We start from the raw sequence: 14,248 nt of genomic DNA, 5'->3' as shown, positions 1-14,248 counted from the left end.
AGGTCGGCGCCGCGTGCCCCTCCTCGATCAACGGCGCCGCTTGGCCGCCTCTGTCGCCGGGCGCTCGGCGATCACCGGGTAGGTGCCCGTGTAGCCCTCCCGTGCCGCGACGGCGGCCTGGATCTTGCCGCGCGCGGCGAACCAGCCGACGATGAGCGCGGGGATCAGCACGATGAGCGAGGCGAGCACCCATCGGCCGGTCTCCGAGAAGCCCATCGTGACGAGCACGAACGCGAGGAACGCGAGCGTCAGGTATGAGGTGAACGGGGCGCCGAAGAGGCGGAACGAGGGCCGTTGCAGCGTGCCCTGCTTCGCCCACTTCACGAGCTTGAGCTGGCAGAGGATGATGGTCGCCCAGCCGCCGATGATGCCGAGAGCCGATACCTCAAGCACGATCTCGAACGCCTGCGACGGCCACAGCGCGTTGATGCCGACGCCCGCGAGGGCGATGGCGGCCGTCAGCAGGATGCCGCCGTAGGGGACGCCGTTCTTGCTCATCTTCGCGGTGAAGGCGGGCGCCGAGCCGTTCACCGACATCGAGCGGAGGATGCGACCGGTGGAGTACAGGCCCGCGTTGAGGCTCGACAGGGCTGCGGTCAGCACGACGAAGTTCATGACCGAACCTGCGATCGCGCCGGTCTCGGGCGAGCCGATGTGCGAGAAGAACGTCACGAAGGGCGACTGCCCGGCCTCGTAGGTGCTGAACGGCAGCAGCAGGGACAGCAGCAGGATCGAGCCGACGTAGAAGATCGCGATGCGGAAGACCACCGTGTTGATCGCCTTCGGCATGACCTTCTCCGGGTTGGCGGTCTCACCGGCGGCGGTGCCGACGAGCTCGATCGCGGCGTAGGCGAACACGACGCCGGAGATCGCGAGGAGCGGCGCGACGAAGCCCATGGGGAAGAGGCCGCCGTTCTCGGCGATGACGCTGAAGCCCGTGGCGCCGACATCGGTCGCGCCGTTGAAGATCAGGAAGCAGGTCCCGACGATCAAGAAGATGACGAGCGCGGCGACCTTGATGAGCGCGAACCAGAACTCCATCTCGCCGAACAGCTTGACGCTCACGAGGTTGAGTGAGAGCACGACCACCAGGGCGATCAGGGCGATCGTCCACTGCGGCACCTGCTGCAACGGCTGCCAGTACTGCGCCCAGAACTTCACGTACAGGGCCGCGGCGGTGACGTCCACGATCGAGGTCATGGCCCAGTTGAGGAAGTACATCCACCCCGCGCCGTACGCGAGCTTCTCGCCGTAGAACTCGCGGGCGTACGAGACGAAGGAGCCCGACGAGGGGCGGTGCAGCACCAGCTCGCCGAGCGCGCGCAGGATGAGGAAGGCGAAGAAGCCGCACACGGCGTAGACGAGGATCAGCGAGGGGCCGCTGGAGGCGAGGCGGCCGCCGGCGCCCATGAACAGACCCGTTCCGATGGCGCCGCCGATGGCGATCATCTGGATCTGTCGTGGGCGCAGCGTCTTGTGGTACCCGGCGTCCTCGCTGGAGAAGTCCTGCGCGGCCTCGGTGCGATCTCCCGTCAGCTCGCGCGCGTTCTCGCGGGCATCCTCGGGATCCATGCGCGAGAGCGCCTCGTTGTCCGTCATCCCGCAATCATGGAGGCGGCGTGTTTCGCTGGCGTGGCACGCGCGCACGCGTGTCGTGAAAAATCAGCCGATGGTCGGGGCCGGTGCCGGCCCCTGGAGGCCCGCGAGGATCTGGCGCGCGAGCTCCATGAACGCCGCGGTGGCCGGCGAGATCGATCCCGCGCGTCGGGTGACGAACGCGTAGTGCTCCTCCACCGCGGGCGTCAGCGGGGCCATGTACAGCCCGCGCTCCGCGATCACCGATCGCCCCACGTGATACGACACGAGGGAGTCGCCGACCCCTTGGGCCGCGAGCTCGAGGGCGTGCGTCTGGAACTCGACTTCGATGATCGGGTCGAGTCGAACTCCCGCCGCTTGCGCCCGCTCGAGCAGTGAGACCCGGAGGGGATCGTCGAGCGACCACCGGGCCTCGGAGAGGATGAGGGGCCGCGTCGACAGGGTCGCGATGTCGATCGGAGCGCGGGTGTGCTCCGGATTGCGCGACACGTACACCACGTGGTCGACGAAGACTCCGGGGATCAGACGCAGTTGCCGGTCATCGATCGGCAACTGGACGATGCCGGCTTCGAGGTCGCCGTTTCGCACCGACTCGGCGACCTCGGAGGAGTTGAGCCCGGTCACCTTCACCTTGACCGCCGGATGCCGGGAATGGAACTCGCGGATGAGATCGGTGAGCAGATACAGGTGCGCGCTGTTGAAGGTGCCGAAGAGCACCGTGCCCTCTTCGAGTGAGCCGACGCGCCTGCCGAAGTCGGCGATCTCGTCAACATCGGCCAGGGTCTTCTCGGCGAGGGGCACGAGCTGCTTGCCCACATCGGTGAGCAGTAGTCGTCGCGTGGTGCGGGTGAACAGACGCACGCCCAGGCTCGCTTCGAGCACCGAGATCTGCTCCGACAGACTGGGCTGCGCGATGTGGTGCTCGGCGGCCGCCGCCGAGAACGTTCCCAACCGGGCGGCGGTGAGGAAGTACTGCAGCTGGCGCACGGTGGGAGTGGCCACGGAGCCTCCTTTTCATAGGTTTCTCCTCTGTTGACTATAAAGGTTTGAGGATTGTCCTTGGTAGCGCGTCGATGGTCCACTGGTTTTACACGGCCCGACCGACCCGAGGAGACCACCCCATGCAGACCACGACACCGCCGGTCGCCCTTGTCACCGGGGCAGCGAGCGGAATGGGCGCGAGCACGGTCACGCTGTTCCTGGAGCGCGGCTACACCGTGGTCGCCCTCGACGTCGCGTGGCCCGACACCGACGTCGAGCCCGGCGGCTCCCTCCGGCGCATCGTGGCCGACGTCCGCTCCCGCGACGCGGTCGTTGCGGCCATCGATGGGGCGCTGTCGGGCGACGAGGGCATCGATGTGGTCGCCAACATCGCGGGCGTCTACCCGCCGACCACCCTCGCGACGTACGACGAGGAGACCTACCGGCGCATCTTCGACATCAACGTGCTCGGCGTGCTCAACGTCATCGCCGCGGCCCGGCCACGCCTGCGTCGCGGCGCCTCCGTCGTGAACTTCGCGTCGGTCGATGCGTTCACGGTCTCACGCGGCCAACTGCTCTACGGTGCGTCGAAGGCTGCCGTCGTCATGCTCACGAAGGCTCTCGCGCTCGAACTGGCGCCCGACGGCATCCGCGTCAACGGCATCGCGCCGGGCTGGGTCGCGACCCCCGGCAACGCGGCGACCGGACGCATGGAGGCCGCCGCGGCGTCGATTCCGCTCGGTCGCGTCGCGACGCCGGAGGAGATCGCCGCCTGGGTCTGGCTCGTGTCCCAGCCCGAATACGGCGCTTTCCTCGACGGGGAGACGATCGTTCTCTCAGGCGCGGACGTGATGCGGTGAGCACCGTCGTCATCACCGGGGCCGCGCGTGGTCAGGGCGCCGCCCACGCCGCCGCCCTCGCCGACGCGGGCTACGCGCTGGTTCTGGCCGACCGCATGGACGACGCCGGGCAGAGGGTCGCCGCGGGCCTGCGCGAGCGCGGAGCCGACGCGCGGTACTACTCGCTGGACGTCGGCGACGAGGGCGGGTGGTCCGCGCTGGCCGCTCAGCTCGAGGACGAGGCGCAACCCGTCGTCGGTCTTGTGAACAACGCCGGCATCCTCCGCTACGGCAGGATCGCCGACACCGACTCCGCGACCTGGCTGCTGCACGACAGGGTGAACGCGCTCGGCGCCTTTCTCGGCATCCGCGCACTGGCACCCCTCATGCGCGAGGGAGGCTCCATCGTCAACGTCTCCTCCACCGCGGCGCTGGTCGGGACCGCGGGCTACGCGGCCTACTCCGCATCGAAGGCCGCCGTCATCGCGCTCACTCGCGTCGCGGCCATCGAATACGCGCCGCGCGTCCGCGTCAACGCGATCTGCCCCGGCGGCGTCGACACGCCGATGAACGACGACGAGCCCGTCGGAGGCAGTTCGACCGGTGCCCCCCTGGGACGACGGGCTCGACCGGAGGAGATCTCGCCCCTCGTGCGCTACCTCGTCTCCGATGCCTCGTCGTTCGTCACCGGCTCCGTCCTCACGATCGACGGCGGCCTGACCGCCACCTGACCACAGCCCACCCGAAAACCCATCCAGCACCACTCCAGAAAGCAGGAAGCCATGCCCCGCATCACCCGCGCACGCGCCGCCACCGCGCTCGTGTCCATCGCCTCCGTCGCCGTGCTGCTCACCGGCTGCGCCGGCGCCGCCGCACCCGCCTCCACCGTCGCCTCGGACTGCACACCGAAGCACGCGGGACTGAAGACGTTCACTCCCGGAACGCTCACCGTCGGCGTCCCCGAGAACCTGCCCTACACCCAGACGAAGGGCACCGACGCGTCGGGCCTCGAGATCGACGTCGTCCGCAAGCTCGCGGACGCCGAGTGCCTCGCCCTCGCCTTCGTGCCGATCACGTATGCCAACGGCATCCCGATGATCAGCGAGCAGCACAAGACCGACATGATCACCGGTGGCTGGTACGTCACGGCCGCGCGCGCCGAGAAGGTCGGCTTCACCAGCCCGACCTTCTACGACTCGATGGGCATCATCTCCAAGGACGGCATCGACACGGTCACGGGACTGGAGAGCGTCGGCGCCGTCGGCTCGGGCGCCGGCTTCTCGTGGGAGGGCGACATGTCCGGCATCCTCGGCGACAAGTTCAAGACCTACCCGGGCACGGCCGAGATGAAGCAGGACCTGCTCAACGGTCGCATCCAGGCGGCGCTCGACGGCTACGCCGTGGCGACCGTGGCCTACAAGGACACCGGCTTCCAGGTGAAGCCGGCGAAGGAGGACGACCGCGTCGCGATCACCACGTCGCAGCCGATGATCGCCTTCCCCATCGACAAGGACAACAAGGCGCTCTCCGATGCGTTCAGCGAGCTCATCGACGGCTTCCGCGCCGACGGCACGCTCGCGAAGCTCAACGCGAGCTACGACCTGCCCGACTCGCTCATCGTCCCCGCCGACAAGGCGGCGGGCTCCATCCGCTGATCACCGCGGCGGCGGGGGCGCGACCCCGGACGCCCCCGCCGCCCCGATCGACCCCGCCCGCCCGTCCCCCCTCGGACCTGAGGAGACCCCGTGTCCCGACCCCTGATCACGCAGGCCAACGAGCTCGCGATCGCCGGCGTGAGCATCGCCCACCTGTCCAAGAGCTTCGGTGATCACCTCGTGCTCGACGACATCTCGATGACGGTGAGCCCGGGCAGTGTGACCGCGCTCATCGGTCCGTCCGGCTCGGGAAAGAGCACGCTGCTGCGCTGCGTGAACCTCCTCGAGACCCCGGATGCCGGCACCATCACCGTCGGCTCGCAGACCGTGACCGCCGGCCGCCGCGTGCCGGATCGTGACCTGCTGGCACTCCGCCGCCAGGTCGGGATGGTGTTCCAGTCGTTCAATCTCTTCCCGCACATGAGTGTGCTGCGCAACGTCGCCTTTCCCCAGGAGAAGATCCTCGGGCGCTCCCGCGATGAGGCCGAGGCCCGCGCACTGACACTGCTCGATCGGGTCGGCCTCAAGGACAAGGCACACCAGCACCCCGGGCGCTGCTCCGGCGGTCAGCAGCAGCGCATCGCGATCGTGCGCGCCCTCGCGCTGAACCCCCGTGCCATGCTGTTCGACGAGCCGACGAGCGCCCTCGACCCCGAGGTCGGCGTCGAGGTGCTCGCGGTGATGCGCGAACTCGCCGAGTCGGGCATGACGATGATCGTCGTCACCCACGAGATGCAGTTCGCCCGCGACGTCGGCGACCACCTGGTCGTCATGGCCGACGGGCGCATCATCGAGGAGGGCGTGCCGAACGAGGTGATGGCCGATCCGCGCGAAGAGCGCACCCGGCGCTTCCTGAGCGCCGTGCTGGAGCGTTGAGATGGGCGGCGTCGACATCTCGGCGGCGATGCTCCTCGTGCTCGCCGGCCTCCCGATGACCCTTCTCGTCACGGCGCTCGCGTATGCGGTCGGGCTCGTCCTCGGCATCCCGCTCATGCTCGGCCTGCGTTCGCGTGTCGCGCCGCTGCGTCTGGCGCTGCGACTGGTCGTGGACATCGTCCGTGGAGTCCCTCCGATCGTGTGGCTCTTTCTCATCTACTTCGGCGTGCAGCTGGGCACGATCCGCTTCGACTCGCTGTCGGCCGCCGTCGTCGGCCTCGGCGTCATCTCCAGCGCCTACCTCGCGGAGATCTACCGCGGCGCATTCGCCACGGTCGCCCGCGGGCAGGGCGAGGCGGCCGCCGCGCTCGGCCTCGGGCGCACGACGACCTTCGTCCGGGTGCTCGCACCCCAGGCGTTCCGCACGGCGCTGCCCTCGATGGCGACCTTCCTGCTGTCGCTGCTGAAGGACTCGTCGATCGCCTCGACGATCGGTGTCGCCGACATGGTCTTCCAGGCCACGATGTTCGCCCGCCAGAATCCCGCCGTCGCGGGCATCGTTCCCTTCTTCCTGGCCGCGGCCGTGTACCTGGTGGTCTCGATCCCGATCGCGATCAGTGCACGTCGCCTCGACACGCGCCTGCGCGCGGGGGTCGTCGCATGATCGATCTCGCCGTCTACCTGCCACGGCTGGGCCAGGGCCTCATCGTCAGCCTGCAGTTGACCGCGCTGTCGGTCGTGCTCGGCTACTTCATCGGGCTGCTCTTCGCGCTCGGCGTCTCGGCCCGACGCGGGTGGGTGCGCTGGCCGTGTCTCGTGCTCGTCGAGGTGGGCCGTGGCATCCCCGCACTCGTGGTCCTCTACATCGTCTACTTCGGCCTGCCCGCCCTCGGAGTGCTCTTCGAGAACTTCTGGGCCGCGGTCATCGGACTCACGTTCACCGCCGCCGCCTACTCGTCGGAGATGATCCGCTCGGGCATCCAGTCGGTGCCGGCCGGACAGCGCGAGGCGTCGGCGGCGCTGGGACTGTCGCGCACGACGACCTTCGTGCGGGTCGTGCTTCCGCAGGGCATGCGCGCGTCCATCCCCGCACTGATGGGCCTGGCCATCATGTCGTTCCAGGGCACGTCGCTCGCGTACTCGATCTCGGTCAACGAGTTGATGAGCCAGGCCTACCAGGTGAGCACCATCACCTTCCAGTACCTGTGGGTGTATGCCCTCACCGGTCTCATCTACGCGGCGATCGCCGTGCCCGCGACCTGGCTGTCGGTCTGGGTCGAGCGCCGCCTGAACCGGGGGTACGCGTGAAGACGCTGGTCTGGCTCGAAGCCACTGTCGGCGACGGCGCGTTGGACGAGTTGTGGAGCTTTCTCGCCGACTACGTCGACGCCCTCGCGGCCGGGCGAGTGCGGACCCGCCTCGTGCACGCCGGTGTGGACGCCGGCGGCATCCGCACCGCGCCCAATCGTCTGCTCAGCGACGCCGTCGTGCTCGCTCGCGCCGTGGAGGAGGAGAGCGCCGGCGACATGGACGCGATCGTCATCGGATGCTGGGGTGCGCCGACGCCGTCGGTTCGCGCGGCCGTGTCGGTGCCGGTCACCGGCCTCGCCGAGGCGAGCGTGCGGGCGCTCTCGACCCTCAGTCGCCGCGCGGCCGTCGTCACCGTCGCCGAGAGCCTGACCCCGGTGTTCGCCGACGAGATCCGCGAGCTCGGGGGCGCTCCCGCTTTCCTTGCGCGCCCGGTGCGCGCCTACGCGCCGGATTCCACGCACCGTGACGTGGTGCGCGCCGTCACCGACCCCACCGATCTGATCGGACGCTTCGACGCCGTCGCGCGCCGCGCCGTCGATGACGGCGCGGACGCCATCGTGGTCGGCTGCGGATATCTCGGCGCGATCTTCGCCGCGCACGGCTACACCTGCGTGGGCGGTGCGAGCGATGTCCCCGTCATCGACCCGAACCGGCTCGCTCTCGAACACGTGCTGCAGCTGCAGCGGCTCGCCGATGCCGGCGTCACCCCCACCGCGCGCGGCTATGTGCGTCCGACCGGACCCCGGAACCACGCCCTTCGAACGGTGGCACGGAGCCTGCTCGGCACCGATGCGACATCCCCCTCCCAGGAAGGAACACCCGAATGACCCGATACTGCGTGATCGGCGCCGGAGCGGCCGGCATGTCGGCCGTCGTCCAGCTCACCCGTGCCGGATACGACGTCGACTGCTTCGAGAAGTCCGAGCGTGTCGGTGGACATTGGAACACCGACTACGACGCGCTCCACCTCATCACCTCGCGCGACATGACCGGGTTCGAGGGCTTCCCCATGCCGGCGGACTATCCCCACTTCCCACGGCGTGATCAGGTGCGCGACTACCTCGGCGCCTATGCGAGCGCGCACGGCCTGTACGAGAAGGTGGTCTTCGGCGTCGCCGTCGTGGCGGTCGAGCCCCGCCCGGCGGACGGACCCGTGGGATCGGCGGGGTGGCGCGTCACGCTCTCCACCGGAGAGAGCCGCGACTACGACGGCGTCTTCGTCGCGAACGGGCATCTGTGGGACCAGAAGGTACCCGCGATCAGCCGCGACTTCTCCGGCACGCAGGTGCACTCGGGGTCGTACCGCAACACCTCCGACATCACCGGCACCCGCGTTCTCGTCGTCGGTGCCGGCAACTCCGGGTGCGATCTCGCGGTCGACGCCGCCCAGCACCGGCTCGAGGTCGACATCGTCATGCGGGAGGGCATGTTCTTCCAGCCCAAGTCGTACTTCGGCGTGCCCCGGCAGGAAGTCGCATGGATGGCGCAGTTCTCCCCGACCGAGCAGGACTTCATCGCCCGCATGCTCGCCCGGATCTCGATCGGCGAGGCCAAGGACTACCCCGGTATGCCCGCCCCCGCCGCGACCACGCTCGCCGAGGGCCGGGCCGTCGTCAACGACCTGCTGCTGTACTGGGTGCAGCACGGCCGGGTGCACATCCGACCCGGCATCGAGCGCATCGAGGACACCACGGTGCACTTCGCGGATGGCACGCAGGGGGAGTACGACACGATCCTCTGGGCGACCGGTTTCCACGTCTCCCTGCCGTTCCTCGACGAGGCGCTGCTGGAACGGCGCTCCGCGGTACCGCTGCGCTACGCCGGCGGCATCGTGCCGAAGGGTCTCGAGAAGCTCTACTTCATCGGACTGACGGCACCGCGCGGGCCGCAGCTTCCGATCTACGGCGAGCAGACGAAGCTGGCGATGAAGATGCTGGAGCTGCACGAGAGCGCCCCTGCGGGCTTCGCCCCGGTGGCGGAGTACCTCGGCCGCCTGCAGGAAGCCGACGACCGCGTCGACATCGTGCGGGTCACGTGGTTGGAGCAGCTCGCCGACACGGAGCGGCTGCTTGACGCGTTCGCGTTCTCTCGGAGCGAGTCCGTGGCCGCGGCGGGCTGAGGCGCTCCGGCGCGGGCGTCAGACCTCCAGCCCGACCGCGGCGGTGCAGCGCGCCAGCTCGTCCGCGTCGAGCACGAGGTCGGCGGCCCGCGCGGAGTCGGTGATGGATGCCGCGCGTCGCGCCCCCGGAATCGGCACGACGCGCGGGCTCAGGGAGAGCTCCCACGCGAGCACGACCTGCTGCGCGCTCACGGAGTGGGCCTCGCCGATCTCACGGAAGACGCCGAACCGGTCGCCGACCGAGCGCCCGCCCCCGCCGGTGCCGCCGAGCGGGCTCCACGGCAGGAAGGCGATGCCGTGCGCGTCGCAGTACTGCAGCTCGCCGAAACTGCCCGGATACCGCGGCGAGAACTGGTTCTGCACACTCACGAGGTTGCCCGCGCCGAGCACCTGCTCGGCGATCGCGATCTCTTCGACGCTCGCATTGGAGATGCCCAGTGCCCGCACGAGGCCTTCGTCCTGCAAGGTCTTCAGGTTCTGCATGATCTCGCCGTACACCATCCACCGGTCGGGGCGGTGGTACTGGTAGAAGTCGATGACCTCGACACCGAGGTTCTCTATCGAGCGCTGCACCGCCGAGCGCAGGTAGCCGAGCGATCCGTCGCGGCCGAAGTCCTTCTCGGCGGTGCGCGTGATGCCGCCCTTCGTTCCGACCAGGATGCCGCTCGTGTCGCCGTCCCACGAGGCCAGCGCGTCACGCACGATGCGCTCGTTGTGACCCATCTGATCCCACGAGGGTGCGTAGATGTCGGCGGTGTCGATGAAGGTGACCCCGGCATCCAGCGCGGCGTGCACCGTCGCGATCGCATCGGCGCGATCGGGCAGCTCGTTGTCGTTGTTCATCGAGACGGGCATGGCGCCCAGCCCGATCGCGGAGACGGTGAACGGTCCGATCGTGCGCTGCTGCATGGGGTTCCTTCCGGTCGGTCGTACGACGACGTACGCGCTCCACTCTGCCGCATGCCTGCGACCCCGGGGCCGCCCGGACGATCCGGACGGTCCGGAGGCGGTCAGTCCGAGGGGAGGCTCACCCGCAGGCGTGCGCCCCCGAGTGCCGCGTCCTCGATGCCGATGCGCCCGCCGTGGGCCTGCACGATGCGCCGGGAGGTGGCAAGGCCCAGCCCGAGTCCGGGCACGTCGGCGGCGTCGCCGCGCTCCATGATGTCGAACACGCGGTCGCGCAGCTGCGCCGCCACACCCGGACCATTGTCGTCGACGGTGATCGCCCACCCCGTCGGCTCGCGCTGCGCGTCCAGCTCGACGACGGGCGCGACGCCGGCGGCTGCCGCGAACTTGAGGGCGTTGGCGAGGAGGTTCTGCAGCAGCACCGCGATCAGCGCCGGGTCGCAGACGATGGCGTCGTCCGGATCGATGCGCACGGTGATGCGGGCATCGAACGCGGCGACGGCTCGTTCGAGGTCGGCGATCACGCCCTCCACGAGCGGTCCCAGCGCGACGCGTTCGCGGTGGGCCTCCGCGCCGCCCACCCGCGCATAGGCGAGCAGCTCGGTGATCATGACGTTCATCCGCGCCGCCGCGGCATCCGCCCGACGCAGCGCGTGGGTCGCGCGCGACCCGTCGCCGTCGTCCACACCGTCCAGGGCGAGATCGATCTGGCCCATGAGAGCCGTGAGCGGGTTGCGCAGATCGTGGCTGATCTGACCGGCGAAGTGCGCGAGTTGATCGTTGGAGCGCTCCAGCTCGTGCGTCAGCCGGCGCAGCTCCAGCACCTCCACGGCCTGCCCGGCCAGCAGATCCAGGGCGGAGCTCTGCTCCGCGGTGAGAGTGCCGGCATGGTCGTCGAAAACGCAGAGCGTTCCGATCGCGACGCCCGCCGGAGTGATGAGCGGGCTGGAGGCGTAGAAGCGGACACGGCCGCGCGCGCCGGTCACAAAGGGGTTCTCGGCGAAGCGTTCGTCGACGCTCGCGTCGGCGACCCAGACGTGACGGGCGTCGGGCAGCACGACGGCGCACATCGAGTCGTCGCGGTCACAGATCGCCGCCTCCACCCCCGCCGTCGCCACCTGGTACTGGTATCTGTCGTCGATGATGTTGACCGCGGCGCCGCTGACGTGGCAGAGCGTCGTCGCCAGCGCGGCCAGGCCTTCGAGGTTGGGCTCGGCCGGGGCGCCGACGATGCGGTAATCGGCGATCGCCTCGCGACGAGCAGCGGCGTCGGTGATCGGCATGCGCGTTCTTCTCCTGTCGGCTGCGACCAGGATAATGGGCGGGTCCGCCCCGGCGGGCGCCGTAGGCTGGAGCCATGGCGACGGGCGCGGTGATGCACACCTTCGACGTGCAGGTGGCCGACGTCGATCGTGGCGTCTACGAGAGCCTGTCGCTGCGGATGGCGCAGCATCCGTCCGAGACCGGCGCCTTCATGCTCACGCGCCTGCTCGCCTACTGCCTCGAGTACGAGGAGGGCATCGCCTTCACCGAGGGTGTCTCGGCCACCGACGAACCCGCGGTGCTGGTGCGGGATGCGACCGGGGCGATCACGACATGGATCGAAGTCGGGGCTCCCGACGCCGAGCGACTGCACCGTGGAAGCAAGCTCGCCGACCGCACCGTCGTCTACAGTCACCGAGACGCGGCCAAGCTGCTGCCGCTCTGGGCGGGCAAGAAGATCCATCGCGCCGACGACATCGTGCTGCGAACGTTCGATGCGGGATTCGTGGATGCCGCCGCAGACGCCGTCGAGCGGCGCAACGCCGTCACCCTGTCGGTGACGGAGGCCCAGCTCTACCTCGACGTCAACGGAGCGAGCCTGTCGTCGGCGCTGCACGAGCACCGGCTCAGCTGACGCGCGCGCCGCCCCGCCCCGCCCAACTCCGCAGAATCGTGCGTACTCCGCATCCATCGCCGCTGCGCGGTGCGGAGTCCGTGGCTTTCTGCGGAGTTCGTGACCGCGGTGTCGGCGTTCCGGCTCGCTGCGCGCGCGCGATGACCGGCGGGCGCGCGGGGATGCGGGGTTCGCTTGGGCTTGCCTTGCTGGCGCGGCCGCGGTGGGCGGCATACGGTGACGGGATGACCGACACGGAATCCTCGCATCCTGATGAGCCGCACCGCGGCGGCGTGGCGCAGCGACTGAACTGGCTGCGCGCCGGCGTGCTCGGAGCGAACGACGGCATCGTCTCCACGGCGGCGGTCGTCGTCGGCGTGGCCGGCGCGACGGCCGAGGTCATGCCGGTTCTGCTCGCCGGGTCCGCCGCTCTCGTCGGCGGGGCGATCTCCATGGCGCTGGGGGAGTACGTGTCGGTCTCCAGCCAGCGCGACAGCGAGCACGCCCTCATCGAGAAGGAGCGCAGGGAGCTCGCCGACGATCCGGAGGCCGAGTTCGTCGAACTGGTCGGTCTCTACCGCGAGCAGGGGCTCAGCGAGGAGACGGCCACGCGCGTCGCGACCGAGCTGACCGAGCGCGACGCGCTCGCCGCGCACCTGTCGGCCGAGCTGAACATCGACCAGGACGACGTGGTCAGCCCGTGGCACGCCGCGTTCGCCTCGGCGGTCGCCTTCTTCGTCGGTGCTCTTCTGCCGATGGCGACGATCCTCCTCCTGCCGCATCCTGCGCGCCTCGTCTGGACGTTCGTGTCCGTGCTGCTCGCCCTCGCCGTCACCGGCTACCTCGCCGCCTGGCTGGGCGGCGCCAACCGCGGCCGCGCCATCATGCGGACGGTCATCGGCGGCGCGCTCGCGTTGGGTGCCACCTTCCTCGTCGGCACCCTCTTCGGCACCGCCGTCGGCTGAGTCCCGCCGTGCGCTCCGCGCGCGGCGTAGGGTGAGCCGCATGCGGACTCCGATGGCGTATCTGCGCGGGGCGCGGCATCCCGAGGCCTTCCACGGCCGCGGCGCCGGACGGCCGTTCTTCGAGGGCTGGTACGTCAAGCTCGTCTCGGCCGACCGCGCGCACCGGTGGGCGGTGATCCCGGGAGTGTTCCGTGGCGACGGGCGTGGCGACATGCCGGCCGACGAGGCGTTCGTCCAGGTGTTCGACGGTGTCGCGGGGCGTTCGTGGTATCACCGCTTCGACCCCGAGGAGTTCGCGGCATCCGACCGGCGTTTCGAGGTGCGCGTCGGCGGCAACATCTTCGACTCCGACGGGGCGACGCTCGATCTGCCGCAGCTGCGGGGACGGATCTCGTACGCCACTGCTCTGCAACCGTGGCCGGTGACGTTGCGCGAGCCGGGGATCATGGGCTGGTACGGGCTCGTGCCGTTCATGGAGTGCTTCCACGGTGTCGTCTCGTTCGGGCACGACCTCGGCGGCGCCCTGCAGGTCGAGGGCCGAGAAGTCGAGTTCGGCGGCGGCCGCGGCTACATCGAGAAGGACTGGGGTCAGGCCTTTCCCGCGGGATACGTCTGGCTCGCGTCGAACCACATCGATGCCGTCGGCGTCGGCGGTGGCGAGACGGACGCGTCGCTCGTGGCATCGGTCGCCATCATCCCGTGGCTGCGCGGCTCGTTCCGCGGGTCGATCGTGGGACTTCGCCACGGCGGACGTCTGTACCGCTGGACCACCTACAACCGCTCTCGCGAGCGCCGCCTCACCATCGACGACGACCGGGTGCGGTGGAGCATGGCGGGTCCCGACGGCAGGCTCGACCTCGAAGCCGAGCGCGTGCGCGGGGGGCTGCTGCACGCCCCGTTGCGCACCGCGATGCACCAACGCGTGGAAGAGACGCTCGATGCCCGCGTGATGATCCGGCACACGGATGCCGCGGGGCGCGTGCTGTTGGAAGGCGTCGGCACGTGCGCGGGCCTGGAGGTCTTCGGCGACACGACGCGTCTGCTCGCCCTGCGCTGACCCGGTCCGCTCATCCGCGCCGCCCGGACACGCGAATCGGGGTCGCGTCCGGTCGGACCGGCCCCAG

15 protein-coding genes are annotated in these 14,248 nt (G+C 69.9%); 11 read left to right on the top strand and 4 right to left on the bottom strand.

Translation table 11 applies throughout. From position 1 onward, the window contains the following. Positions 1 to 27: 27 nt before the first annotated feature. Together ACT53O_RS03205 and ACT53O_RS03200 are read right to left on the bottom strand one after the other, a co-directional pair. Positions 28 to 1,599 (bottom strand): amino acid permease, encoded by a 1,572-nt coding sequence (locus ACT53O_RS03205; protein ID WP_476151316.1) that lies wholly within the window; start codon positions 1,597 to 1,599, stop codon positions 28 to 30. A 63-nt stretch (positions 1,600 to 1,662) separates the two neighbouring features. Beyond that, a complete protein-coding gene (locus tag ACT53O_RS03200; protein ID WP_036321221.1) occupies positions 1,663 to 2,598 on the bottom strand; it encodes a LysR family transcriptional regulator in 936 nt (311 codons plus the stop codon). Between the two features lie 119 nt (positions 2,599 to 2,717). On the opposite strand from ACT53O_RS03200, the gene ACT53O_RS03195 reads away from it, so the two are divergent. The 8 genes from ACT53O_RS03195 to ACT53O_RS03160 all read left to right on the top strand — a co-directional run bounded on the left by ACT53O_RS03195 (position 2,718) and on the right by ACT53O_RS03160 (position 9,377). Then, positions 2,718 to 3,437 carry an SDR family NAD(P)-dependent oxidoreductase gene (locus tag ACT53O_RS03195; protein WP_295014909.1) on the top strand — a complete coding sequence of 240 codons (720 nt, stop codon included), beginning with the start codon at positions 2,718 to 2,720 and terminating at the stop codon, positions 3,435 to 3,437. Further along, positions 3,434 to 4,147: an SDR family NAD(P)-dependent oxidoreductase gene (locus tag ACT53O_RS03190; protein WP_135948631.1), complete on the top strand. Its 714-nt coding sequence runs from the start codon at positions 3,434 to 3,436 to the stop codon at positions 4,145 to 4,147. Before ACT53O_RS03195 ends, ACT53O_RS03190 begins: the two co-directional genes overlap by 4 nt. Positions 4,148 to 4,198: 51 nt before the next feature. Then, positions 4,199 to 5,071, top strand: a complete 873-nt coding sequence (locus ACT53O_RS03185; RefSeq protein WP_135948630.1) for a substrate-binding periplasmic protein — start codon at positions 4,199 to 4,201, stop codon at positions 5,069 to 5,071. Positions 5,072 to 5,161: 90 nt separating this feature from the next. Then, entirely contained in the window at positions 5,162 to 5,947 is a 786-nt protein-coding gene (locus ACT53O_RS03180; protein WP_275574473.1) for an amino acid ABC transporter ATP-binding protein, read from the top strand. Between the two features lies 1 nt (position 5,948). Beyond that, positions 5,949 to 6,611: an amino acid ABC transporter permease gene (locus ACT53O_RS03175; protein WP_295777792.1), complete on the top strand. Its 663-nt coding sequence runs from the start codon at positions 5,949 to 5,951 to the stop codon at positions 6,609 to 6,611. Then, complete coding sequence (locus ACT53O_RS03170) at positions 6,608 to 7,255, top strand: amino acid ABC transporter permease (protein ID WP_135948629.1); 648 nt, start codon at positions 6,608 to 6,610, stop codon at positions 7,253 to 7,255. The genes ACT53O_RS03175 and ACT53O_RS03170 overlap by 4 nt, the downstream gene beginning before the upstream one ends. Next, a complete protein-coding gene (locus ACT53O_RS03165; RefSeq protein ID WP_476151315.1) occupies positions 7,252 to 8,085 on the top strand; it encodes an aspartate/glutamate racemase family protein in 834 nt (277 codons plus the stop codon). The genes ACT53O_RS03170 and ACT53O_RS03165 overlap by 4 nt, the downstream gene beginning before the upstream one ends. Next, on the top strand, positions 8,082 to 9,377 hold the full coding sequence (locus ACT53O_RS03160) for a flavin-containing monooxygenase (protein ID WP_112932357.1): 1,296 nt from the start codon (positions 8,082 to 8,084) through the stop codon (positions 9,375 to 9,377). Before ACT53O_RS03165 ends, ACT53O_RS03160 begins: the two co-directional genes overlap by 4 nt. A gap of 18 nt (positions 9,378 to 9,395) precedes the next feature. On the opposite strand, the gene ACT53O_RS03155 is transcribed toward ACT53O_RS03160, so the two are convergent. Further along, a complete protein-coding gene (locus ACT53O_RS03155; protein WP_476151314.1) occupies positions 9,396 to 10,286 on the bottom strand; it encodes an aldo/keto reductase in 891 nt (296 codons plus the stop codon). Between the two features lie 101 nt (positions 10,287 to 10,387). After that, positions 10,388 to 11,566: a sensor histidine kinase gene (locus tag ACT53O_RS03150; protein WP_476151313.1), complete on the bottom strand. Its 1,179-nt coding sequence runs from the start codon at positions 11,564 to 11,566 to the stop codon at positions 10,388 to 10,390. Positions 11,567 to 11,640: 74 nt separating this feature from the next. Between ACT53O_RS03150 and ACT53O_RS03145 the strand changes: the two genes are divergently transcribed. The 3 genes from ACT53O_RS03145 (at position 11,641) to ACT53O_RS03135 (ending at position 14,181) form a co-directional block, all read left to right on the top strand. Continuing rightward, a complete protein-coding gene (locus ACT53O_RS03145; protein ID WP_476151312.1) occupies positions 11,641 to 12,180 on the top strand; it encodes a YaeQ family protein in 540 nt (179 codons plus the stop codon). A gap of 224 nt (positions 12,181 to 12,404) precedes the next feature. Further along, complete coding sequence (locus ACT53O_RS03140) at positions 12,405 to 13,124, top strand: VIT1/CCC1 transporter family protein (protein ID WP_036318420.1); 720 nt, start codon at positions 12,405 to 12,407, stop codon at positions 13,122 to 13,124. A gap of 40 nt (positions 13,125 to 13,164) precedes the next feature. Then, on the top strand, positions 13,165 to 14,181 hold the full coding sequence (locus ACT53O_RS03135) for a tocopherol cyclase family protein (protein ID WP_476151311.1): 1,017 nt from the start codon (positions 13,165 to 13,167) through the stop codon (positions 14,179 to 14,181). The last annotated feature ends 67 nt before the right edge of the window (positions 14,182 to 14,248 follow it).

It is taken from the genome of Microbacterium sp. DMC48 (assembly GCF_056313825.1).
The sequence above is the reverse complement of the archived record's forward strand: the minus strand, read 5'-3'. Positions and strand labels throughout refer to the sequence as shown.